This window comes from Entomomonas sp. E7T21, assembly GCF_058693955.1.
The window spans coordinates 1,617,060-1,639,857 of sequence record NZ_CP191672.1 but is presented as its reverse complement, the minus strand read 5'-3'; the positions used below and the strand labels follow the sequence as shown (position 1 = coordinate 1,639,857).

Here is a 22,798-nt window from a genome sequence, read left to right as displayed (position 1 = left end):
TCTTATTTACTCCCCCATAAAATGACATCAACAACATTCCTTAGTAGTTTTTTAAGCTTAATTTCTAATTCTGGATTAGACTCAACTATCTCATCAAATTGTGAAAACTCTTTCATAAATAGGGATCCTTTAGATTGTTTGATCTCAAGATCAACATTAAGAAATTCGCATAATTTTACGACACGCAAAGAAATAACTTTAAATTGATTACTTGTAATTCTTTGGACAAAATCTTTGTCTAACTTTACCACATCTCCAGATTCAATTTCTTTATAATATCTAGCATTAAAATAACTACAACAGCTTCTTAAAGACCATCCTTTCTTATCTATTGCCATAGATACAAGCTGACTAATTTCATATGTACTATACAAAAATTGATTCATATTATATTCATTAGTTTAAAATTTAAGTCTTAATATTATAAGACAATATAAAATCTTTTTCTACTTCTATAAGTAAATCTCTACTAACTTAACAAAATCAAGTTACGCTTAAATCAACAAGATATGTATCTAAATAAAAATCTCCAATATTTATTTAACTGTGTTTTTAAGAAATTAAAAGGCGTAAAAAGGCATTCAAAAGATTTGAAGGGAAAGGGCTATTTAAGGGAAGGGTTTATAAGGGAAAGGGGCTTACCCTTAAAAGGCTTTTTACGAGGTAAAAGGCTTTTGGCTCCGCCTCGCTACGCTCGTCGGAGAATACATGCTTAAGAAACTACTGGGAAAAATTGGAATCAATGTTGGTAAATCATTTACAGCTGAACCACATACTCTATCTGAAGGCTATTTATTACCTCAGTCTGCTGATCAATTACTAGCTACTGAATTACGTCAAGCATTGATTAATCATATTTGGCAGCATACGTCTTTATCTCGTGATAATTTCCAGAAGATTTATGTTAATCCTATTGAGAAATATGCTGCACTGGTGCAACAGTTCCCTGCTTCTGAAACACATCATCATGCGTATTTAGGTGGACTTCTTGATCATGGCTTAGAATTAGTGGGTCATGCGTTAAAGCTAAGACAAAGTTATTTATTACCCCCTGGTGCAGCACCAGAAGATCAGGCAGTACAAGGTGATGCTTGGACAGCTGCTATTGCTTATGGTGGTTTATTGCATGATATAGGTAAAATTGCAGTAGATATTGAAGTGCAATTACAAGATGGTTCACAGTGGCATCCTTGGTTGGGAGCTATTAAACAACCCTATCGTTTTAGGTACTTACAAAATAGAGATTATCACTTGCATGATATGGCAGTGGGTTTGTTATGCCATCATATTATTGATACTGATATGCTCAATTGGTTATGCAGTTATCAAGAGCTTTGGAGTAATTTTCTTAATTTAGTGGCAGGTAATTATGAGAATGCAGGGCTTTTAGGTGAGATCGTAGATAAAGCCGATAGAGTTTCTACTGCTAAAAATATTGGGGCTAATCCTGAAAAAGCTATTGCTGCTCCTGTTAACTCTCTCCAGAAGAAGTTGATTACAGGCCTTAAGCAGTTAATTAAGACTCAGTTTAATATTAATAAAACACCTGGTAATGGTTGGCTTACTCAGGATGGTTTATGGTTAATGAGTAAGACCACAGCAGATAGTTTAAGAGCTTATTTACTGTCTCAAGGGTTTGATGGTATTCCTTCTAAAAATAGTATTTTATTTGATGAGTTACAATCCTATCAAATTATTCAAGCTAACCCAGTGGATGATAGAGCTATTTGGACAGTTGCAGTGAGTGATGAAACGGGTAAATGGCAACAAGAGTTTAGTTTAATTAAGGTGAATCCTTCTCTCATTTGGGCTTCCGATGAGAAACCAGAGTTATTTAAAGGTCAAATTGAAGTTATCCAAAAAGAGGAAACTAATCCAACAACTACAAAAGCTGTTAATAAAACAGTAACTAATAAGAAAGTTGCAGATAATTTTAATTTTGATGAATTAGCTAATATAACTAATACAGTTAATGTAGCTAGCCCGTCCCCCACCCCATTAAATTTGTCTAAGACTAATGCAGATGATGATACTGATGATATTTTATCGTTGTTTGATATGGATACTAATGAAGTAGTTGCTGAAAATACTTTAACGGTAAGTATTGATAATCAATCCATAGAAGAACCGTCAATTGAAGTTAGTTTATTTGATAGTAATTTTGATGGTAATAATGCCACTGAAGTGGTTGATGCTTGTGTAGATTTATATCTTAATGATAATTCTACAGCTGCTCTCGACTCTTCCAATCTAGTCTTTAACTTAGATGAACCTTTGACTAAGACTTCATTAGGGGAAATGTTTATTCAGTGGTTAAAACAACGTATTAGTACACATAAACTAAAAATCAATGATGCCGATGCTAAGGTGCATATCATCCAAGATAAATTATTTATTGTCTCTCCTAGTATTTTTCAACGCTTTTCTTTTGAATATCCTGAATTAGCAAAGGTGATTGATAACAATAAAAAAGAGCCTTGGAAAGTCATTCAAAGCAGTTTTGAACGACTAAAAATACATATTAAACGAGAAGATGATCTTAATATCTGGCAATGCAGTGTGATAGGACCTAGAAAAAAAGGACAAATCATTAAAGGGTATCTACTTAAGACTTCTTTAGTGTTTACCGAGTTCACACCAAATAACAATCCATTCCTTGAATTAATAACAGAGGCCTGATCTAATGCAATGGTATAGCTTATTAAATAAATTGGCAGTCTGTTTTATCTTATCTAAAAATAGAGTAATTATTCAAGTAAAATATTCTTATTTACATGTAATTTTTATCTTTTATTACAGGTATAAAAATAGTATAGTAAAACCATCGGATAACCTGATAATCAATCAAGGAGGTCAATATGATTATGATGTTATTTTCTCCTTTTATTTCTCTACTCAACATAGTGTCTACGCAGCAGTAGATACACCCACCCTTGTAGAAATTTTTGCATGGTTGGATATAGCAGGTAGTAGTAGGCCTTCTCTTTTCACCAGGAGTATGCAACGAGACAAGCCAAGGAAAACGGGCAGGGATTGCTGTCGTCAGCTACTTAAGAAATACCGCCTTATCTGTCAATCCACCGATTTGACTTTGAATTAACTGTTAAATTGGAGGAATTGCTATGACTTTTTCTAGCATTTTAACCTATCAAATGTTACTTGAAAGCTATCTCGCTACTCGTGTTATTCGCCCTAGTACTGAAAGCAGTTACAGAGCGAGTATCAGAAAGCTTGAAAATGGTTTAGCGAGTTATTGCGCTGATAAATGGATTAAGTTTGATACTGACGTAAACAGTCTTACACAATCTCAAGTAGCGAAATGGCGAAGCTATGAATTAGTAAATGGACTCTGTGCCAATAGTTGGAACACTCATGTGAGGCACTTAAAAGCTATTTTTAATCATGCTATTGATGTGGGCTTATTAACAATGGATCGCAATCCATTTTATAAGATGGCCATTACTTCACCTAACAAAAGGAAAAAGACGCTATCGTTGCATCAGGTAACACAAGCGAGACTGTTTTTAGCAGGTGCACAACTGGATGAGGAGAAAGGCAAAGAGGTAGGAAAACTACATCCTGTGTGGTTCTGGCAAACAGTCTTTGAAACCTTTTACTATACTGGGATGAGACGTAATCAACTGATACACTTAAAAGTGGGTGATGTTCACTTGAAGAACCAGTTGATTAAGATCCGTATAGAAGGTTCTAAAACATGGCGTGAGTATGAGATTCCTATTAGCAATCAACTACTGCCCTATTTAGAACAATTGTTATGGCGAGCGAGTTTATTGAGCTTTAAAGCAGAGGATCAGCTGTTTAATGTGAATCGCTTTAGTGAACATAAAAACTCTCGCATGAGTAAAGTAATGACAGTGGATCGGGTTTCTAATGTGTTTGAGTATATATCAAAGCGAATAGGTATACAGGTTTCACCTCATCGTTTTCGACATACACTGGGTACGGATTTAATGAAGGAGCCTGAACGTAATTTACATTTAGTAAAAGAATTATTAGGCCATACCAATATCAAGACAACCCTTGAATATGTAGAACCTGATTTAAATTCTATTAAAACGTTACTTGATCACAGAGGCTAACATAAAGCCTGTTTATAGGAGGATAGCATCTATTGAAATTAATTGATTAATGGGATAAGTTTAATAACTTATTAATTACACTAACATTGTAAAAAGAAAAACGCCTACAGAAATATCTTGATAAATTTCTGTAGGCGTTATATTCTGAAAGGGCACGTTTTATACAGAGACACGTACAGCTTTCTTTAGACATAATAGACCGCCATCCATTATGTTAAAAGTGGTGGGTCGTATAGGATTCGAACCTATGACCAATTGGTTAAAAGCCAACTGCTCTACCGACTGAGCTAACGACCCAAATCTTTTAAGATTTGGTCGGAGTAGAGAGACTCGAACTCCCGACATCCTGCTCCCAAAGCAGGCGCGCTACCAACTGCGCTATACTCCGAAATTTGGCTCCGCGACCTGGGCTCGAACCAGGGACCCAATGATTAACAGTCATTTGCTCTGCCGACTGAGCTATCGCGGAATCATTTAAACTTACCTTAGAAAGGTTGTTTTATGTTGCCTCTCAAGGTGGGCGCCATTTTACGGATTTTTAAAAATGTGTCAACTCTTTTTTTAATTAAATATAAAATTTTTTAAAAATCATACTAATTGATATACTCTGTTGTCATTATACCTTTATTTGAGGAATAGTTGTGACACGTATTAAAATCTGTGGGATCACTCGTGTAGAAGATGCTTTAGCTGCTGTTGAAGCAGGTGCTGATGCAATAGGTTTAGTATTTTATGCTCCCAGCCCACGCGCTGTAACCATAGACCAAGCGGAAAAAATCTGTAAAGCATTACCTCCTTTTATTACTACAGTAGGTTTATTTGTTAATGCTTCCTATGAGGAAGTATCTGTTATATCTAGTAAACTGTCTTTAGGCTTATTACAATTTCATGGCGAGGAATCAGCAGCATATTGTGAGCAATTTAATCAACCATGGATAAAAGCATTAAGAGTACAACCTTCTACTAATATCAGAGAAGCTATGCAACCTTATAATAAAGCACAAGGTATTTTATTAGATAGTTATGTTGCTGGTGTACAAGGCGGGACAGGTACTACTTTTGATTGGTCATTAATTCCTCAACAAACAGAAAAACCTATTGTATTAGCAGGCGGTTTAACTATAGAGAACGTCCAACAGGCTGTACAAATAGTTAAGCCTTATGCTGTCGATGTAAGTGGTGGCGTTGAAATCACTAAAGGTATTAAAGATCATAATAAAATAAAAGCCTTTATTAATAAGGTAAAAAGCAGTTTATAATGATTTAATTAAAGATTTATAACAGAAATAAATAACTTTTTTAGATAATTCGGGTTAAAATAGCTCTTTTATAATTATTAGGTGTACTATCTTATAGAAATAGTTCTCCTAAAGCTTATACCCATAACGAGAGGAATAGATAAGCATGAGTAACTGGTTGGTGGATAAACTAATTCCTTCTATTATGCGTTCTGAGTCAAAAAAGAGCTCAGTTCCTGAGGGACTTTGGCACAAATGCCCATCTTGTGAGGCTGTGCTATATCGCCCAGAGCTTGAAAAAAACTTGGATGTATGCCCCAAATGTGGACACCACATGCGTATTAAAGCACGCAAACGCTTAGATATTTTCTTAGATGTAGAAGGCCGTGAGGAAATTGCTAAAGACCTAGAGCCTGTTGATAGACTAAAATTTAAAGATTCTAAGAAATATAAAGATCGTTTAGCTGCTGCTCAAAAAGAAACTGGTGAAAATGATGCATTAGTAGCGATGAGTGGTACTTTACTTAATAACCCTATTGTTGCTTGTGCTTTTGAATTCAGCTTTATGGGCGGTTCAATGGGTAGCATTGTAGGCGAAAAATTTGTACAAGCCGCCAATGTTGCTATTGAGAAAGGTTGTCCATTTGTTTGCTTCTCAGCATCAGGTGGTGCGCGTATGCAAGAAGCCCTTCTTTCATTAATGCAAATGGCTAAAACTTCAGCTGTACTTGCCCGTATGCGTGAGCTAGGTCTACCTTATATTTCAGTATTAACTGATCCTATCTATGGTGGTGTTTCTGCTAGTTTAGCCATGCTAGGTGATGTAATTGTTGCCGAGCCTAATGCATTAATCGGCTTCGCTGGACCTCGTGTAATTGAACAAACAGTACGCGAAAAATTACCAGAAGGATTCCAACGTAGTGAGTTCTTATTAAAACATGGTTCAATTGATCTAATTATCAAGCGCAATGAGTTACGCGAGCGTTTAGCGAAAATCTTAGCTCAATTACAAGGTTTACCATCACCCACTGCTACTTCTGAAATCACATTTGTACCTGTTACTCATGCAGAAATCCCTACCATTGATGAAGTAGTTGAACCTACTAAAGAATGATTAAGCATAACCTTAACGAATGGTTAGCTTATCTTGAACAACTGCATCCCAGCTCCATTGATATGGGGCTGGATCGCCTCCAGCAAGTTGCCCAAAAACTCCAGCTAACCAACCCTGCTCCTCTTGTCATTACCGTCACTGGTACTAATGGCAAAGGTTCTACCTGTGCATTTATTACTGCTTTGCTAGAAAGCCAAGGCCTAAAAGTTGGGCTTTATACCTCACCTCACCTGCTACACTATCAAGAACGGGTTACCATTAATCAACAATCTGTAACTGAAGTAATGCTTTGTGATGCATTCACTGCCATTGAAAAAGCGAGAGGTGATATATCACTGACCTATTTTGAATTTGGTACATTAGCGGCTTTTCTATTATTTAAACAAGCTAATTTAGATGCCGTGGTATTAGAAGTAGGATTAGGTGGTCGTTTAGATGCGGTAAACTTAGTTGATGCAGATATTGCGGTTGTTACCAGTATTGGTATTGATCACCAAGAATGGCTAGGGAATACTCGCGACTCTGTAGCTTTTGAAAAAGCAGGTATTTTTAGAAAAAACAGCCCTGCTGTTTGTGGTGATAATAATCCACCAACAACACTTATTGAACAAGCAGCAACAAAAGGCACACCTCTTTATATTCGAGATAAAGATTTTAATTTAATCATTGAGCAAGACCATTGGCAATGGCAAGGTAAAGATAAACAAGGTAACTTGTTAACTTTAGCTAATATTCCTTTACTAAATCTACCAATGGCTAATGCCTCTGTAGCCTTACAGGTTTTTGTATTATTAGATTTACCATGGCAACCACAAACAATTATTAATACCCTGCAACAAGTAAAAGTAACTGGACGTTTAGATCAATATCAACTTAACTATCAAGATAAAACGATTAAATTGTTATTTGATGTAGGCCATAACCCCCATGCTGCTGATTTTTTAGCTACCTATTTACAGCAACATCCTATTAAAGGTAAACGTTATGCTGTATTTGGATTATTGGCTGATAAAGACTTAGAAGGTGTAATTACCCCATTACTGCCTTTAATAGAAGATTGGGCAGTTGCCCCCTTAAATACACCCCGTTCTAATACTGCTGAACAACTAGCCGCTATGCTTGTACAAAAACAGCAACAAGTTACTACTTGTACCTCTATAGAAAAGGCTTTACTCTTACAAGCAGATAAAGCAACAGCAGATGACGAAATCCTTGTTTTTGGCTCATTTTATGTAGTGGCAGAAGGATTACTCTGGTTGGCGAGTTTAAATAGGAAATAGATATGTCTATCTTTGATGGTAATCTTAAACAACGTTTAATTGGTGCAGTGGTACTCATTGTATTAGCCGTAGTCTTTTTACCAATGATCTTTAATAATAAAGGCGAAAAACTACCTGAAACAGTAGTCACTGTTCCTTTAGAGCCTACTAAGCCAGCGCAACCCGCTACACAACCTACTCCAGATATAGTAACAACTACATCTGAACCTATTACAACACCTAATGAACCAACACAACCTGAACAACCTATTGTAGACAATAACACTACTAATAATACGGTTTCATCTACTACACCTGCTACTACAACGGAACCCACTTCTACAGCACAAACAAATAGTAGTAATAACAGCACAACTGCTCCAAAAACTACTACTAAACCTGTGGTTTCAAAGCCTGATGCTCAAGGTATAACACCTAGCTGGACTATCCAAGTAGCGGCTGTATCCAATTTACAAAATGCTGACGCATTTACTAATAAACTACGCAAGGCTAACTATAATGCCTATACACGCACTGAAGGCAATATCCACCGAGTATTTGTAGGCCCATTTATCGAAAAAGCTGAAGCTACTCGTGTACAACAATCCATTGAGAAACAATTTAAAGAAAAAGGTATTGTTCGAGAATTTAAACCTGAAAAGAAATAAATAATTTTCATTCTTATAGAGGGCTTAATGCCCTCTTTTTTATACTTATCTACAATATTATATCAACGCCTGTTTTAGTTCTTTTAAAAACGCTTGTATCTTCATTGGCAATAGCTTCCTACCTGAAGTAATCGCCCACATTGTAATCGTAGGCATTTCCCAATCAGCTAATAAATGAACTAGCTTTCCTTCCTCTACGCATTGCTGAACAAGAGTTGAGGTAATAGAAATAATACCAACACCTTGAGTAGCTAATAATCTAATCATTTCAATGGAGTTAGTAGTTAATGGCCCTTGCGGTATACCTTGCCAACTCTCTTTACCACATTTTAATTGCCAATTTTGGATTTCTCCTAATGAATTGGCTAAATGAATACCTATATGGTTTTCAAGGTCTTGTGGTGTTTTAGGTATGCCATGTTTTTTTAAATAAGTAGGGCTAGCATAAAGCCCACCTGATAAGTCTTTTAGTGGTCTGGCTACTAATGTAGCATCATCAGCTAATTTAAAAGCTATTCGAATCGCTAAATCATAACGCTCAGCTACAATATCTACTCGACGACTTGAGAAATCTAAATCTAAACCAATATGGGGATAGTCATTGATAAATTTTTGGAAAAAGTCTTTCTGAATAAAATCCATATAGTTAGGCGGCATCGATACTTTTAAATTACCACTAGGCGTAATTTGTCGATAATTAGCCAAATCAGCTACGGCTAATGCCTCTTGCTCAATAGCATGAGCATGATCTAAAACAGCTTGCCCAAACTCAGTAATAGCCAATCGTCTTGTATTACGAATAATTAATCGTTCACCTAATTGCTGCTCTAAATGAGTGATCCTTCTTGATAAAGTTGATTTAGGCAAACCTATATGCTCAGCGGCTGCTGTAAAACTACCATAATCGATGACCTTAGCAAATAAAGCCAAATCATTTACATCAATAGTCATCTGTTTATCTATCATCTTAATGGCGGCGCTCTACAATATAGGTGGCTAAATCTCTAAGCACATTAGCAGACTCAGAAAACTCATTCAGAGCATCCAGTGCTTGTTGATGAAGTTGTTTAGCGTATTTTTTTGCCCCATCTAACCCTAGCAATGCTGGGTACGTAGGCTTGTCATTAGCGATATCTGAACCTTGCGTCTTACCTAGGATTTGCGTTTCACTTTCAATATCTAAAATGTCATCCTGTACCTGAAACGCTAGGCCAATCGCTTTGGCGTAATCTGCCAATAATGCAATTTGTGGTATAGATGCTCTACCACTGGCTAATGCACCTAGCACCACACTTGCCTCAATTAAGGCACCTGTTTTATGGCGATGCATAGTTTCTAACGCCTGTTGATCTAGCTTCTTACCCACTGATTGTAAATCTATTGCTTGCCCACCCACCATTCCCTGTGATCCAGCGGCCTGTGCTAGAATTTGTACCATTTGCAAAGTTATTTCTGCTGATTGTATATTTAACTTAGGACTGACTAAAATTTCAAAAGCCATTGATTGCAAACCATCACCCACCAAAATTGCACAGGCTTCATCATAAGCCTTATGAGTAGTTGGCTTGCCTCTTCGCAAATCATCATTATCCATAGCAGGCAAATCATCATGCACTAGCGAGTAAGCATGAATAAGCTCAACTGCACAAGCAACACCATCAGCTTGCTCTAAAATACCACCTAGCGTTTCACAAGCCCCATAGGCTAATAATGGCCTTATTCGTTTACCACCGATCATTACACTATAACGCATCGCTTCATAAAGACGCGCCATTTCTGGGCGTGGCGCTACAAATAACCTTTCTAATAACGCATTAACACGTTCTTGGCAAACTTTCTGATAAGCCGCTATTAAACTCATGACTGGCTTTCCGCATCAAAAGGGATGGTTTCTACTTTATCATTCTTTTCTAACAGCATTTGTACTTTCTGCTCAGCATCTGTTAGCGCTGACTGACATTCACGGGTCAAACCTATGCCTTTTTCAAAATCAGCTAATGATTCCTCTAAGGTTAATTTACCTGACTCCATACGCTCAACTAATGTTTGTAACTCAGCTAATGACTCCTCAAAGCTGTTAGTACTCTTTTTCTTTGCCATGTATCTATCACCTACTTTTTAACTGATCACGTACTGCCATTAAAGCAAATCCCAATAGATTTTTGCCACGCCATGTTAAAGGATTTTCTATATTATCGGCTGTTTCTGCCAAGCCAATTCCCCAGATTCTATCTACTGGGCTAGCCTCTACCAACACCCTATTACCTGTATTGATTAAATACTCAGCTAACTTAGGATGTTGTGAAAATTTAGCAAAATTACCTGCTATCACTATTTGTGAACAATGTTCATCCCATATAGCTTGTTTAAATCCTTTTACCTGTTTACCCAAAGCCTTTGCTTCACCAGATGTTTTACTCACTAATATCTTTGCTAATACTTCTTGATCATTAAATAATCTAGCTTTACCAGCCATCATAAAATGTTCAGCTGAAGAATAATGTACACCATCTACCTCAAAACTAATAGGATACCATTGGCTTAGACAAGCCTTAGAAGTAGGCGCATTATTAGCTTCTGTATGCCCCCAAAAGAATACATACTCAAACTTTTCACCTGTCTGATAGCGTTTACAAAGTTGCTTAATATCCAGCAATGTCATTTTATTCTCCTTGATTCTTTAAAAACAGGCTATTTTTCACACCAGCCAATGACTCATAGCCTTTATAGAACGCTGTAAAGTAATCATCAAATAACCATTTAGCATCTTCTTTATAACGTTGCATATGCTTTAAATTTCTAGCACGCTTACTTTGTGATAAGGCTGAAGATTGTTTTGCCATATCCGCAAAATCAATCAGGCCAAGCCTGTTATCAGGTAATACCAATACATTACCTAAATGAATCGAACGAAAATAAACGCCCTGTTGATGCAGTGTAGCTAATAGCTGGCCAAATAACATCATAAAATGCTGTTGCTGATCTTGATCTACCTCTGACATTACTTGTCTTAAGGTATTACCAGGCAAAGGCTCATAATGAACTGCTGTAAAATCCAACTCAGCTAAACTAAAACGATAAAGATGCAGAATATTGGGTGTTGCTATAGCCAATTTATTTAAAATAAGTGCATTATCTGCAAATCGCTGTACGTAAGGGTAAACTAACTCAGAAGAAAACCAACGTTTACGACGAAATAATTTAAGAAACTTACCATCAGCTAACATCAATACTTTAGGTGCTGTTGTATCTTGTTCTAAAACTTTGGCATCTTTAGCTAATGCTTGGTAGGCTTCTGTCGTAATAGGCTGGATTTTTAGCTTAGTCATAGCAACTACTTATTAATTTTAAATAGGCTAATTATAACTGATCACCCAATATTTTTTGTATAGAATATACTTTAAATAATAATATATTATTTCTTCTCTATAATCTGATCACGATAATGCTCAACCCACATTGCCGTGGAACCACAAACAGCAACTGGCATAATAATCAGATTTAATAAGGGAATCATGGTAAAAAGACTCACCAATGAACCAAATATAATATTATCTACCCTATCCTGAGCAAGCATTTGCCGCATCGTTGAAAAACTAACTTTATGGTTATCAAAAGCATAATCAGCATATTGAATATTAATCATCCAAGCGGTAAAAATGAACCAAATAATGGGGGCAACTGTTTGCCCAACAACTGGCAGAAAATAGAGCAATAATAAAGGTATTGCCCATAAAATATAATAAACCAACTTATAAAGTTCGCGTTTTAAAATACGAGGAATATCTTTTATCACCCTCCAAATAGTGGTTTCTGGCGCAGGTTGATTAGTTAGTTTTGCTTCAACCTGCTCAGCCAGTAGGCCATTAAAGGGGGCGGCAATAATATTAGTTATCAGACTAAAAAAGTAGCAGAAAAAAATCGCCATGGTGACAACAATAATAAAAGAAGCGACATAACTTAACCATTGTAGCCAACTTGGCAGATAGTGCATGCCAATATCAAGCAAGCTGCTAATCTGTGCAAAAAACCACCACAGTAACAACGACATAACCACGATATTAGCTAACATTGGCAATATTACAAAACGCGTGATACCAGGTTGCTGAATAAGCTTCCAACCCACAATAAAATAATCTATGCCTGTTTTTTCACGCTGTATCTGTTGCATTTATTTCTTTATCAAATTATAACCATCATTAACGCTTAGGCTTTCTTTTTGCGGTAGTAGGCCGCTCAGCAATAGTTGTTGCCCTCGATCTCTTAGCAGGTTGCCCTTTAGCTGGCTTAACTGGCTTTACCATTTTACGCTGCAAACGTTGTATTTTATCTTTTACCTTAGTCGTTAACTGTGGTAATGCAACGGACTCTAGTCCTACCTCTGCACTTAAAATATCAACCTCTCGTTGATCCATTTCACGCCAACGGCCAACACTTAAACTAGCGGTTAAAAATACAGGGCCAAAACGTACACGTTTTAAGCGACTAACCACTAATCCTTGTGACTCCCATAAGCGACGAACCTCACGATTACGACCTTCCATTACCACACAATGATACCAACGGTTTAAACCATCACCTTCTGGTGCAGCTTGTATATCAGAGAACTGAGCCATGCCATCTTCTAGCATTACTCCTTTCTTTAAATTCTCTATCATCTCTTCAGTAACTTCACCACGAATACGCACTGCATACTCTCTATCCATCTGTGAAGAAGGATGCATTAAACGATTGGCAAGCTCACCATCAGTAGTAAATAATAATAAACCAGAAGTATTAATATCGAGACGACCAATGTTAATCCAACGCCCTACTTTTAAACGAGGTAAACGCTCAAATACTGTAGGTCTCCCTTCAGGATCACTACGTGTACAAACCTCACCTTCAGGCTTGTTATAAATAATTACACGACGTAATGGTGTTAACTCTTGCACGCGAACGGGACGATCGTCCACCGTAATCGCTTCATTACCTACAACACGTTGCCCTAAGGTAGCAACCTCACCATTAATTTTAACACGACCATCAACAATCCATCGTTCAATATCACGACGTGAGCCAATACCTAGATTAGCGAGTACTTTTTGGATACGCTCTCCAGTTTGGTTAGTTTCTATTGGTAATTCATCAGTCATCAGGGCACCTCCCGGCGTTCTTTAAAAATATTGAATAGATATAATATAGCCTATCTTAGCACTTAATTCGGCTAAAAAACTATTAATAAAAGATAAATAAGAAAAAATCAGGTAGGAAATCTGGTAGGTTAACAACCTACCAGATTTTTAATACATTAAGCTAAAGCAGCTTTAGCTTTTTCAACGATAGCAGCAAAAGCTACTTTTTCGTTAACCGCTAAATCAGCTAATACTTTACGATCGATTTCAATCGCAGCTTTCTTAAGACCAGCAATAAAACGGCTATAAGAAAGACCGTTAATACGAGCACCAGCATTAATACGCGCAATCCATAAAGCACGGAATTGACGTTTACGTTGGCGACGGTCACGGTAAGCATATTGACCAGCTTTAATAACAGCTTGTTTAGCTACACGGAATACACGCGAACGTGCACCATAGTAACCTTTAGCTAACTTTAAAATTTTCTTGTGACGAGCACGAGCTATCACACCACGTTTTACACGAGCCATTTATTTATCCTCTCCAATTAACGTAAACGTAAAGAACGTTTTACAGAAGCTACATCTGATGGATGTAACAATGATGCACCACGTAGCTGACGCTTACGCTTAGTAGTCATTTTGGTTAAGATATGGCTTTTGTAAGCATGTTTAAATTTTACACCACCAGCCGTTATTCTGAAGCGCTTTGCAGCACCACTTTTGGTTTTCATTTTAATCTTTGGCATGTTCATACTCCAAACAAATGAGTTAATAATGATAACAGCAAGGCCTGCCAGTGCCCTGGTTGTTATTTCTTTTTAGGACCCAACACCATAGTGAGTTGACGCCCTTCCATTTTAGGAAACTGTTCAACAGTACCATATTCAGCTAAGTCTTCTTCAACTCGCTTCAACAGTTCCATTCCCAGCTCCTGATGAGCCATTTCACGACCACGGAATCGTAATGATACCTTAGCCTTATCGCCATCTTCTAGGAAACGTTTCAAGTTACGTAATTTAACTTGATAGTCGCCTTCTTCCGTCCCTGGACGAAACTTAATTTCTTTTACTTGTACTTGCTTCTGATTCTTTTTAGCAAGTGCTGCCTGTTTTTTCTTTTCAAACAGGTGCTTACCATAATCCATTATCTTACATACAGGCGGAACAGCATCTGGTGATATTTCAACCAAATCCAATTTTGCTTCTTCCGCTGCGCTAATCGCCTCGGCGATAGGCACAATGCCTACCTGTTGCCCGTCTGCTCCGATTAAACGCACTTCGCGGGCAGTAATATTTTCATTAATAGGTGCTTTTGGCTGACTTTTTTTGTCTTGTCTCATTTCGCGCTTAATAGTTCTTTACTCCGTAATTATTCAATACGACCACGTTGTGCCACTGCTTTGGCAATGAGTACCTTAAACTCAGCAATAGTCATAGAACCTAAGTCTTTACCATTATGAGTACGTACTGCAACGGATCCCGTTTCAACTTCTCTATCTCCTACGACGAGAAGATAAGGAACTTTCTGCAAAGTATGCTCGCGAATTTTAAAGCCGATCTTCTCATTTCTCAAGTCCGTTTTTACACGAAACCCACTTTGAGAGAGTTCTTTAGCTATTTTTGCAACATAATTTGCTTGATTATCTGTAATATTTAACACTACTGCTTGAATTGGTGCAAGCCATGCAGGGAAAAATCCTTCATAATTTTCAATTAATATACCAATAAACCGTTCAAAGGAACCCAACACTGCTCGATGAAGCATCACAGGTACTTTGCGGCTATTATCTTCGGCCACATATTCAGCACCTAGACGTTGTGGTAAGTTAAAATCGCACTGTATTGTACCACATTGCCACACTCGACCTAAACAATCTTTTAATGAAAACTCAATTTTAGGGCCATAAAAAGCGCCTTCACCTGGCTGTAATTCCCAAGTTAAACCAGCTTTTTCTAACGCTGCTTGTAAAGCATGCTCAGCCTTATCCCATAACTCTTCAGCACCTACACGTTTTTCAGGACGGGTGGATAATTTTAACTCAACATCTTTAAAACCAAAATCAGCGTATACCGCTAAAGTCAAATTAATAAAAGCTGATACTTCACCTGCAATTTGATCTTCAGTACAGAAAATATGTGCGTCATCTTGAGTAAAACCACGTACCCGCATAATACCGTGTAATGCACCTGATGGCTCATTACGGTGACAACTACCAAACTCCGCTAAACGCAGTGGTAAATCACGATAGCTTTTTAAGCCCTGATTAAATACCTGCACATGGCAAGGACAATTCATTGGCTTAATAGCGAAGTCATGGTTCTCTGAATTAGTAGTAAACATATTTTCAGCATAGTTAGTCCAATGACCAGACTTTTCCCACAACACTCTATCTACAATTTGTGGGGTTTTAATTTCATCATAACCATGCTCTTGCTGTACTTTACGCATATATTGCTCAAGCACTTGATAAATAGACCAACCATTGGGATGCCAAAACACCATACCGGGCGCTTCTTCCTGAGTATGGAATAAGTCTAATTGTTTACCAATTTTACGGTGATCGCGCTTTTCTGCTTCTTCAATACGCTTAATATATTCTGCTAACTGTTTCTTATCAGCCCATGCAGTACCGTAAATACGTTGCAACTGTTCATTTTTAGAGTCACCACGCCAATAAGCACCAGAAAACTTAGTGAGTTTAAAGGCTTTTAAGAAACGTGTATTAGGTACATGAGGGCCACGACACATATCCACATATTCTTCGTGATAATAAAGCCCCATTGCCTTCTCATCAGGCATATCATCGACAAGACGTAGCTTATATTCTTCACCACGTGCTTGAAAGACTTTGATCACCTCATCCCGTGGTGTCATTTTTTTGATGACATCATAGTCTTTAGCAATCAACTCATGCATACGCTTTTCAATAGCAACTAAGTCTTCAGGAGTAAAAGGACGCTCATAAGCAATATCGTAATAAAAGCCTTCTTTAATGACAGGGCCTATTACCATCTTAGCGGTTGGGTATAACTGCTTTACTGCATGCCCGACTAAATGCGCACAAGAGTGACGAATGATCTCAACACCCTCTTCATCTTTTGCTGTAATAATCTGTACAGTAGCATCTTTATTAACGATGTCACATAAATCAACTAGATTACTATCTACACGACCAGCAATAGCCGCCTTAGCTAAACCAGTACCGATTGACTGAGCAATCTCTAAAATACTAACCGGATGATTATAAACACGCTGACTTCCATCAGGAAGAGTAATAACGGGCATGGCGCCTCCTATACCTAGTGGTGATCCCTACCAAAGATCACATACGGTGGATGAGCCAGTAAAGTGCCCAAGAGCTAATCAACCATACATGGGTTGTTCAAGTAAAACTTGCAAAGCCCTCAAGCAAGATCACTGGAGGTAATTGTTAAAGCTCGCGATTATATAATAATTAGCTTTATCTTTCTAGAAAAATATTACTAAAAAGAATACTGTACATTTATTCGTATTGCTTAATTACACAATCATTTATTTTCTATATTATCTTATCTAATGATTATAAAAATTTTATTACCTAAGGAGTTATCATGCCTTCCACAATAATTAAAGCTGTTTATTTAGATGGTGCTAGCTTACAAGCGGATAAACAAATATTCACCCCCTTAATAAATTTATTTAGTGAATGGCAATGCCACCCACAAACGAAACCCTCAGAAATTATTGAACGTTTACAAGGTGCACACGTTGTCATCTGTAACAAATCGCCGATCTCTCAAGAAGTAATAGAAGCCTGCCCAGAACTTAGACTGATTTTGGTAACAGCTACAGGCACTAATAATGTTGACTTGATAGCAGCCAAACAACATAACATCACTGTATGCAATTGCCGAGGTTATGGCACAGAAGCTGTTAGCCAACATACACTAATGTTAATGCTAGCATTAGCCACACGCCTTATTGACTATAATAATGCTGTAGCAGCTGGTGAATGGCAGCAGTCTACTAATTTTTGCCTAATGAATTATCCTATTATAGAGTTAGCAGGTAAAACATTAGGCATTATAGGCTATGGTGAACTAGGTCAAGCTGTTGCTAAACTAGCAGAGGCTTTTGGCATGAAAGTCTTAATTGGGCAAATCCCCAATCGCCCTATACGCAACAATACTATTCCTTTATCCGAACTACTACCTCAAGTAGATGTACTTACTTTGCACTGCCCGCTTACAGAAGACACTAAAAACTTATTAGCAGAAAAAGAATTACGCTTAATGAAAAAAGAGGCCTTACTGATTAATGCGGCAAGAGGTGGCATTATCAATGAGCAAGATTTAGCTAGTGTACTAAAAAGTGGTCATCTAGGTGGAGCAGCTACTGATGTATTAACCGTAGAACCCCCCAAAGAGGGAAATCCACTCCTCGATCCCAGTATTCCAAGATTAATTATTACTCCACACTGTGCTTGGGCTACAAAAGAAGCACAACAACGAATAGTCGAACAAGTGACAGAAAATACTAAAGCTTTTTTAGCAGGCAATCCTATCCGTACTGTATAAATAAACATTAATATCTATCAACTGTTCAACCTATTAATTATTATATAATGGCGTTATTCCTTTCTCTAAATGAGAATGGAATAATGTGCTTGCTTGAGTTATTAGCTGAACAAATTTTATCTTTAATTTAACTAAATAAATATAATCACATATTGATCACATGTAATATTTATGTATAATTACATGTAAATAAATTTTAGCTAGAGAGAACTATCATGAAATTTCTTGTTATCTTAGTCGTTATTGTAATCGTTGTTGTTGGTGGTATTGCTTATCTTTACAACCAATTGGTTAGCTTAAAAGAGCAATTTAAAAATGCCTTTTCACAAATTGATATCCAATTAAAACGTCGTTATGATCTTATTCCTAACTTAGTGGAAACAGCAAAAGCTTATTTAAAGCATGAGAGTGAAACCTTGACCAAGGTTACAGAAGCTCGCAACAGTGCTTTAGCTGCACTCAAAGCGGCCTCTGCCAATCCTGACAGCCAAGCAACTATCAACGCTTTAAATGGTGCTGAGCGTCAGCTTTCACAGGCATTAACTAGCTTCAATTTACAAATGGAAGCTTACCCTGAACTAAAAGCAAATGAAAATATGCTACAACTTTCTGAAGAACTCTCTTCTACAGAAAACCGTATTGCTTTTGCTAGACAAGCTTATAACGATTCCGTAATGGCTTACAATATTCAACGTAAATCATTCCCTACTAACTTTTTTGCTGTTAGTTTTGGTCATCCTACAGATGCAGTTCTGCTATCTTTTGAAGATGCAAAAGAAATTCAAACTGCACCTAAAGTTAGCTTCTAATTAGTGGGATTCACTATAAATGGACTTTTTTGGCCAGCAAGATAAAGCAAAAACAAAAACGTTTTTGCTTGTATCTTTGTTTATTATAGGCCTTGCTCTACTCTCCATCGTAACAACCTTTGCCATTAATCTTGTATTAGTGGCTACTTTAGATACTCGTCCAACCGATTATATTTCATATTGGCCAATACTGGGAGCTATTGTAGGGATTACTTTATTAGTTACTTTTTTCAAACACCTTAGTTTACGGGCAGGCGGCAAAGTTGTAGCTGAAGCATTAGGTGGCCGATTAATAACTAGAAGTACCCACAACACAAATGAAAAACGTTTATTAAATCTTGTTGATGAAATGGCAATTGCGGCAAGATTACCTGCACCACCCGTCTATTTACTAGATAATGAACCTAATATTAATGCTTTTGCTGCCGGCTTTACTCCCAATAATGCTGTTATTGGTATTACCAAAGGCTCACTTGAACTATTAACTCGAGATGAATTACAAGCGGTAATTGGCCATGAGTTTAGCCATATCTTAAATGGTGATATGCGGATTAATTTACGCTTTACTGCCATGATTTTTGGTTTCCTTTATATCACGCAAGCTGCCTCAATAATCATGAGGGTAGGCCGACACTTAAGACTTTCTGGATCAAATAATAAAAATGCTGGCGCTGTTATCGCCGCAGTTTTCTTAATAAGCATTATTTTATATATAGCTGGCTGGCTTACTTCGCTGTGGGCTAGAGTAATGCAAGCGGCTATTAATAGACAGCGTGAATACTTGGCTGACGCAGCCTCTGTACAATTCACAAGGCATGGAGAAGCTTTAGCTTCTGCCCTTAAAAAAATTGGTGGTAGTGCTTCAGGATCAACTTTACAGACCTCCTCTGCTCAAAGTTATAACCATTTCTTTTTTGGTCAAGCAGACGAACACCTATTAGCAACTCATCCATCTTTAAGAAAACGCATTTTACGCTTAGATCCTCGTTGGGATGGTGAGTTTATAATACCTATAAGAATAGATTTAGAACCCAAAACAGAAGATCAAACAGAAAAATCTAAAGAAACTATAACTAAAGAAAATATTGTTAAAGCCATTACCACAGGTGCGGCTATCTCTATGGGATTGCCAACTGCAACAGAATCAACATATGCTAAAAATAGCAGCGAAGAACAAACACCATTAGTAAAAATCGAAGCTATATGCCGAGAACCAGTAGGTGCTTGCTACTTAATTTTTGCTTTTTTATTAGATAACAACCCTGATAACCAATCTAAACAAGTTTCATTAATTAACAACACAGATTTACTCAATACTTGCACTGAGCTATTAGCAACTATTCCTAATACTCAACATTTAGCTTTTATTGAAAAAGCTATTGTTACGATAAAAACATTATCTCCAGAACAGTACCAAAATTTCAAAAAGATAATGATGCAACTGATTAGTACAAATGGTGATATTTCACTACATGAATGGTTAGTTTATCAATTAGTTACTCATCAGATAGAGTACTTGCCCTCTTCTGAAATAAAGTATCATTCATTAGATCAATTGAAAGAAGAAATAACAACGCTATTATCTGCGATGGCTTACTTATCGCCCACAAACAATACTATCAAGTCTTCTTTTGGTATGGGGGCGAATATTATGGGATTGTATACTATTCATTTACAACCCAACCCACCTATTACTGAATTATCAAGCTGTTTACAGAAACTACAGCTATCTTCTACCTCTGTTCGTTATAAATTTTTGCAGGGTATATTAAAAGCTATTCAACAAGATAAAACCATTACTGTAGATGAAGCTACATTTTTCAGAATTTTATCACTTTGTTTAGATTGCCCAATGGAGCCTAATGATGCTACCTCATCAGTTGGCTAAGCCGTATAACTTAATAATGTTAATTAGATATTGCTAATATGAATTTTTTTAAACTACAAAACAAAGCTAAAAGCCAAACATTTTGGCTCGTTATCCTATTCTGCCTAGGTTTAATTATCTTACCTTATATTGGTGCGCATATTATTACGTTTTGTATAGACTTCTTCACTTTACCTAAAAATCGCTCTCCTGCCACATTTCCATTGGTTCTAAAATGTTTAACCGTAATTATTGTAATGGTTTCTCTGTACAAATATATCTCTCTACGCCAAGGTGGTAGGGTTATTGCTATTGCTTTAGGTGGACGATTAATTGATAAAAGAGCATCCAATCCCAATGAACGTCGTTTATTAAACGTTGTAGAAGAAATGGCTATAGCCTCTAGCGTGCCAGTACCTCACGTTTACATATTGGATGAAGAAATTCATATTAATGCCTTTGCTGCTGGTCATACAATTAATGATGCAGTGATAGGCGTAACGAGGGGAACAACTGAATTATTAACTCGTGATGAGCTACAAGCTGTTATCGCTCACGAATTCAGTCATATTCTAAATGGTGATATGCGTTTAAATTTACGCTTTACCGCCTTTTTGTTTGGCTTTATCTTTATTAGTCAAGCTGGCTTTGTATTACTCAGATTAGGGTTTGGTATAGGTAATAAAAAAGGTGGTGGTATTATTCCACACTTCCTTGTTCTTGCTGTGGCATTGCTAGCAGCTGGCTTTTTAGGACAACTATGGGCCAGAATTATGCAGGCTGCTGTTAATAGACAACGTGAGTATTTAGCAGATGCTTCCTCTGTACAATTTACGCGTCATGGACCTGCTCTAGCATCAGCCTTAAAGAAAATTGGTGGTTCTGAAGGTGGTGCTACACTAGAAACAGCTATGGCCAGTAGTTATAACCATTTTTTCTTTAGTCAAGCAGATACTAACCTCTTAGCCACTCACCCCCCTTTGGAAAAACGTATTAAACGGATTGAACCTTGGTGGCAAGGTGGCTTTATAGAAGTCGACTTTAGTAAACTTATTAAAAAAGAAGAAGGTGAACCACAAGAAAACAGCAATATTAGAGATAAAAAACTAACTGCTGCTATTGCTGCAGGTATAGCTATTACAGGAACAGACGCAATTCCTTATTTAAAACCTGTTACCCTATTAAATACTAATGTAACAGATAAAGAACAAGCCACTGCCAAATTAGAAGCAATTTGCCATGAGCCAATGGATGCGTGTTATCTAATGTTTGCGTTCCTTGTGGATACTATTCCATCAATTCGTGCAAAACAATTTATAGCTGTTAAGAACACTGATTTAATTACAGACTACTATCAAACTCTATCACTTATTCCTAAACAAAAACATTTAGAGTTTATCGAAAAGGCAATTCCTGCTTTAAAAAATTTATCTGAAGAACAATATAAAAAATTCAAAACTACTTTGATGCATTTTATTCAAGCAGATAATGAAATTTCTTTATATGAATGGCTAATCTATCAACTTATTATTCACCAAGTGGATGGACAATTTAATTCTAAGGCAATTATCACCTCTTATAATTATAGCAATTTAGACCAACTTAGAGATGAAGTCGCTATAATGTTAAGCGGTATAGCTCATTTAACAGAAGATTCAGATTATCAGAAGCGTGCTTTTGGGTTAGGCTCTAATGTCATGGGACTGTATACCATTCAACTACAAGAAAAACCCAATATAAGCCAATTAACAACAAGCCTACAAAAACTACAGAAAGCGACAGAACCTGTTCGTAGAAAATTTTTACAAGGCGCATTACGTGCTATTGAGCAAGATCAGCAAGTGAATATGAAAGAAACCATGTTCTTTCGTATTTTATCCCTTTGTTTAGATTGCCCGATACCAACATTGGATTGTACAGTCCATTAATCGCAATATGGCATTATTCAGTTTCACCAACAATGCCATATTCTACAGGCGTTTTTACATAGAAAACACGTAGTTTTGACTGAGCAATATGCTCTAAAAAACTATCCGCCTGTTACTCATTAAGGGCCATTTTTACCTCT

The 22,798-nt window shown here is 36.9% G+C and carries 21 protein-coding genes, 3 tRNA genes and 1 pseudogene; 10 read left to right on the top strand and 15 right to left on the bottom strand.

Going from position 1 to position 22,798, the window contains the following annotated elements; all coding sequences use genetic code 11:
* Positions 1 to 2: 2 nt before the first annotated feature.
* Positions 3 to 386, bottom strand: coding sequence for a hypothetical protein (locus ACQVD9_RS07930; protein WP_264745510.1), 384 nt, complete (start codon positions 384 to 386; stop codon positions 3 to 5).
* A gap of 322 nt (positions 387 to 708) precedes the next feature.
* On the opposite strand from ACQVD9_RS07930, the gene mobH reads away from it, so the two are divergent.
* Entirely contained in the window at positions 709 to 2,679 is a 1,971-nt protein-coding gene (gene mobH, locus ACQVD9_RS07925) for a MobH family relaxase (RefSeq protein ID WP_264745509.1), read from the top strand.
* Positions 2,680 to 3,122: 443 nt separating this feature from the next.
* Positions 3,123 to 4,100, top strand: a complete 978-nt coding sequence (locus tag ACQVD9_RS07920) for a tyrosine-type recombinase/integrase (protein ID WP_264745508.1) — start codon at positions 3,123 to 3,125, stop codon at positions 4,098 to 4,100.
* Between the two features lie 221 nt (positions 4,101 to 4,321).
* On the opposite strand, the gene ACQVD9_RS07915 is transcribed toward ACQVD9_RS07920, so the two are convergent.
* The 3 genes from ACQVD9_RS07915 to ACQVD9_RS07905 all read right to left on the bottom strand — a co-directional run bounded on the left by ACQVD9_RS07915 (position 4,322) and on the right by ACQVD9_RS07905 (position 4,569).
* Positions 4,322 to 4,397: transfer RNA gene (locus tag ACQVD9_RS07915), tRNA-Lys, on the bottom strand.
* Between the two features lie 15 nt (positions 4,398 to 4,412).
* Positions 4,413 to 4,488: transfer RNA gene (locus ACQVD9_RS07910), tRNA-Pro, on the bottom strand.
* A 5-nt stretch (positions 4,489 to 4,493) separates the two neighbouring features.
* Positions 4,494 to 4,569, bottom strand: a tRNA-Asn gene (locus tag ACQVD9_RS07905).
* Positions 4,570 to 4,735: 166 nt separating this feature from the next.
* On the opposite strand from ACQVD9_RS07905, the gene ACQVD9_RS07900 reads away from it, so the two are divergent.
* From ACQVD9_RS07900 to ACQVD9_RS07885, 4 genes are all read left to right on the top strand, one after another.
* Positions 4,736 to 5,359 carry a phosphoribosylanthranilate isomerase gene (locus ACQVD9_RS07900; RefSeq protein WP_264747872.1) on the top strand — a complete coding sequence of 208 codons (624 nt, stop codon included), beginning with the start codon at positions 4,736 to 4,738 and terminating at the stop codon, positions 5,357 to 5,359.
* Positions 5,360 to 5,504: 145 nt separating this feature from the next.
* On the top strand, positions 5,505 to 6,452 hold the full coding sequence (gene accD / locus ACQVD9_RS07895) for an acetyl-CoA carboxylase, carboxyltransferase subunit beta (RefSeq protein ID WP_264745507.1): 948 nt from the start codon (positions 5,505 to 5,507) through the stop codon (positions 6,450 to 6,452).
* Positions 6,449 to 7,732, top strand: a complete 1,284-nt coding sequence (folC, locus tag ACQVD9_RS07890; RefSeq protein WP_264745506.1) for a bifunctional tetrahydrofolate synthase/dihydrofolate synthase — start codon at positions 6,449 to 6,451, stop codon at positions 7,730 to 7,732. Before accD ends, folC begins: the two co-directional genes overlap by 4 nt.
* Positions 7,733 to 7,734: 2 nt before the next feature.
* Entirely contained in the window at positions 7,735 to 8,379 is a 645-nt protein-coding gene (locus ACQVD9_RS07885; RefSeq protein WP_264745505.1) for an SPOR domain-containing protein, read from the top strand.
* Positions 8,380 to 8,436: 57 nt separating this feature from the next.
* On the opposite strand, the gene ACQVD9_RS07880 is transcribed toward ACQVD9_RS07885, so the two are convergent.
* The 11 genes and pseudogenes from ACQVD9_RS07880 to thrS form a co-directional block, all read right to left on the bottom strand.
* Positions 8,437 to 9,345 (bottom strand): LysR family transcriptional regulator, encoded by a 909-nt coding sequence (locus ACQVD9_RS07880; RefSeq protein ID WP_264745504.1) that lies wholly within the window; start codon positions 9,343 to 9,345, stop codon positions 8,437 to 8,439.
* 1 nt (position 9,346) lies between these two features.
* The gene (locus ACQVD9_RS07875; RefSeq protein WP_264745503.1) at positions 9,347 to 10,240 is read right to left on the bottom strand and encodes a polyprenyl synthetase family protein; all 894 of its coding nucleotides are present in this window, start codon (positions 10,238 to 10,240) and stop codon (positions 9,347 to 9,349) included.
* The gene (locus tag ACQVD9_RS07870; RefSeq protein ID WP_264745502.1) at positions 10,237 to 10,479 is read right to left on the bottom strand and encodes an exodeoxyribonuclease VII small subunit; all 243 of its coding nucleotides are present in this window, start codon (positions 10,477 to 10,479) and stop codon (positions 10,237 to 10,239) included. Before ACQVD9_RS07870 ends, ACQVD9_RS07875 begins: the two co-directional genes overlap by 4 nt.
* 7 nt (positions 10,480 to 10,486) lie before the next feature.
* Positions 10,487 to 11,041 carry a riboflavin biosynthesis intermediates N-glycosidase gene (ybiA, locus tag ACQVD9_RS07865; RefSeq protein ID WP_264745501.1) on the bottom strand — a complete coding sequence of 185 codons (555 nt, stop codon included), beginning with the start codon at positions 11,039 to 11,041 and terminating at the stop codon, positions 10,487 to 10,489.
* A gap of 1 nt (position 11,042) precedes the next feature.
* Positions 11,043 to 11,708, bottom strand: a complete 666-nt coding sequence (locus tag ACQVD9_RS07860; RefSeq protein WP_264745500.1) for a lipopolysaccharide kinase InaA family protein — start codon at positions 11,706 to 11,708, stop codon at positions 11,043 to 11,045.
* A gap of 86 nt (positions 11,709 to 11,794) precedes the next feature.
* A complete protein-coding gene (gene cysZ / locus ACQVD9_RS07855; RefSeq protein WP_264745499.1) occupies positions 11,795 to 12,550 on the bottom strand; it encodes a sulfate transporter CysZ in 756 nt (251 codons plus the stop codon).
* A gap of 37 nt (positions 12,551 to 12,587) precedes the next feature.
* Positions 12,588 to 13,514, bottom strand: a pseudogene (rluB, locus tag ACQVD9_RS07850) (23S rRNA pseudouridine(2605) synthase RluB); the annotation flags it as partial.
* A gap of 155 nt (positions 13,515 to 13,669) precedes the next feature.
* The gene (rplT, locus tag ACQVD9_RS07845) at positions 13,670 to 14,026 is read right to left on the bottom strand and encodes a 50S ribosomal protein L20 (RefSeq protein WP_264745498.1); all 357 of its coding nucleotides are present in this window, start codon (positions 14,024 to 14,026) and stop codon (positions 13,670 to 13,672) included.
* 17 nt (positions 14,027 to 14,043) lie between these two features.
* The gene (gene rpmI, locus ACQVD9_RS07840) at positions 14,044 to 14,244 is read right to left on the bottom strand and encodes a 50S ribosomal protein L35 (RefSeq protein WP_264745497.1); all 201 of its coding nucleotides are present in this window, start codon (positions 14,242 to 14,244) and stop codon (positions 14,044 to 14,046) included.
* Between the two features lie 62 nt (positions 14,245 to 14,306).
* Complete coding sequence (gene infC / locus ACQVD9_RS07835; protein ID WP_264745496.1) at positions 14,307 to 14,837, bottom strand: translation initiation factor IF-3; 531 nt, start codon at positions 14,835 to 14,837, stop codon at positions 14,307 to 14,309.
* A gap of 29 nt (positions 14,838 to 14,866) precedes the next feature.
* Entirely contained in the window at positions 14,867 to 16,783 is a 1,917-nt protein-coding gene (gene thrS, locus ACQVD9_RS07830) for a threonine--tRNA ligase (RefSeq protein ID WP_264745495.1), read from the bottom strand.
* 305 nt (positions 16,784 to 17,088) lie between these two features.
* On the opposite strand from thrS, the gene ACQVD9_RS07825 reads away from it, so the two are divergent.
* The 4 genes from ACQVD9_RS07825 to ACQVD9_RS07810 all read left to right on the top strand — a co-directional run bounded on the left by ACQVD9_RS07825 (position 17,089) and on the right by ACQVD9_RS07810 (position 22,658).
* Positions 17,089 to 18,054, top strand: coding sequence for a 2-hydroxyacid dehydrogenase (locus ACQVD9_RS07825; RefSeq protein ID WP_264745494.1), 966 nt, complete (start codon positions 17,089 to 17,091; stop codon positions 18,052 to 18,054).
* Positions 18,055 to 18,269: 215 nt separating this feature from the next.
* Positions 18,270 to 18,863 (top strand): LemA family protein, encoded by a 594-nt coding sequence (locus ACQVD9_RS07820; protein WP_264745493.1) that lies wholly within the window; start codon positions 18,270 to 18,272, stop codon positions 18,861 to 18,863.
* Between the two features lie 19 nt (positions 18,864 to 18,882).
* A complete protein-coding gene (locus tag ACQVD9_RS07815) occupies positions 18,883 to 20,751 on the top strand; it encodes a M48 family metallopeptidase (protein WP_264745492.1) in 1,869 nt (622 codons plus the stop codon).
* 38 nt (positions 20,752 to 20,789) lie between these two features.
* The gene (locus ACQVD9_RS07810) at positions 20,790 to 22,658 is read left to right on the top strand and encodes a M48 family metallopeptidase (protein ID WP_264745491.1); all 1,869 of its coding nucleotides are present in this window, start codon (positions 20,790 to 20,792) and stop codon (positions 22,656 to 22,658) included.
* Positions 22,659 to 22,798: the final 140 nt, after the last annotated feature.

Coding starts and splice junctions, on each gene's coding strand:
- ACQVD9_RS07875 (WP_264745503.1), bottom strand. CDS start 10,240: ATGAGTTTAATAGCGGCTTATCAGAAAGTTTGCCAAGAACGTGTTAAT.
- ACQVD9_RS07880 (WP_264745504.1), bottom strand. CDS start 9,345: ATGATAGATAAACAGATGACTATTGATGTAAATGATTTGGCTTTATTT.
- cysZ (WP_264745499.1), bottom strand. CDS start 12,550: ATGCAACAGATACAGCGTGAAAAAACAGGCATAGATTATTTTATTGTG.
- rpmI (WP_264745497.1), bottom strand. CDS start 14,244: ATGCCAAAGATTAAAATGAAAACCAAAAGTGGTGCTGCAAAGCGCTTC.
- ACQVD9_RS07810 (WP_264745491.1), top strand. CDS start 20,790: ATGAATTTTTTTAAACTACAAAACAAAGCTAAAAGCCAAACATTTTGG.
- ACQVD9_RS07870 (WP_264745502.1), bottom strand. CDS start 10,479: ATGGCAAAGAAAAAGAGTACTAACAGCTTTGAGGAGTCATTAGCTGAG.
- thrS (WP_264745495.1), bottom strand. CDS start 16,783: ATGCCCGTTATTACTCTTCCTGATGGAAGTCAGCGTGTTTATAATCAT.
- ACQVD9_RS07885 (WP_264745505.1), top strand. CDS start 7,735: ATGTCTATCTTTGATGGTAATCTTAAACAACGTTTAATTGGTGCAGTG.
- ACQVD9_RS07920 (WP_264745508.1), top strand. CDS start 3,123: ATGACTTTTTCTAGCATTTTAACCTATCAAATGTTACTTGAAAGCTAT.
- folC (WP_264745506.1), top strand. CDS start 6,449: ATGATTAAGCATAACCTTAACGAATGGTTAGCTTATCTTGAACAACTG.
- ybiA (WP_264745501.1), bottom strand. CDS start 11,041: ATGACATTGCTGGATATTAAGCAACTTTGTAAACGCTATCAGACAGGT.
- infC (WP_264745496.1), bottom strand. CDS start 14,837: ATGAGACAAGACAAAAAAAGTCAGCCAAAAGCACCTATTAATGAAAAT.
- ACQVD9_RS07815 (WP_264745492.1), top strand. CDS start 18,883: ATGGACTTTTTTGGCCAGCAAGATAAAGCAAAAACAAAAACGTTTTTG.
- rplT (WP_264745498.1), bottom strand. CDS start 14,026: ATGGCTCGTGTAAAACGTGGTGTGATAGCTCGTGCTCGTCACAAGAAA.
- ACQVD9_RS07860 (WP_264745500.1), bottom strand. CDS start 11,708: ATGACTAAGCTAAAAATCCAGCCTATTACGACAGAAGCCTACCAAGCA.
- ACQVD9_RS07930 (WP_264745510.1), bottom strand. CDS start 386: ATGAATCAATTTTTGTATAGTACATATGAAATTAGTCAGCTTGTATCT.
- ACQVD9_RS07825 (WP_264745494.1), top strand. CDS start 17,089: ATGCCTTCCACAATAATTAAAGCTGTTTATTTAGATGGTGCTAGCTTA.
- mobH (WP_264745509.1), top strand. CDS start 709: ATGCTTAAGAAACTACTGGGAAAAATTGGAATCAATGTTGGTAAATCA.
- accD (WP_264745507.1), top strand. CDS start 5,505: ATGAGTAACTGGTTGGTGGATAAACTAATTCCTTCTATTATGCGTTCT.
- ACQVD9_RS07820 (WP_264745493.1), top strand. CDS start 18,270: ATGAAATTTCTTGTTATCTTAGTCGTTATTGTAATCGTTGTTGTTGGT.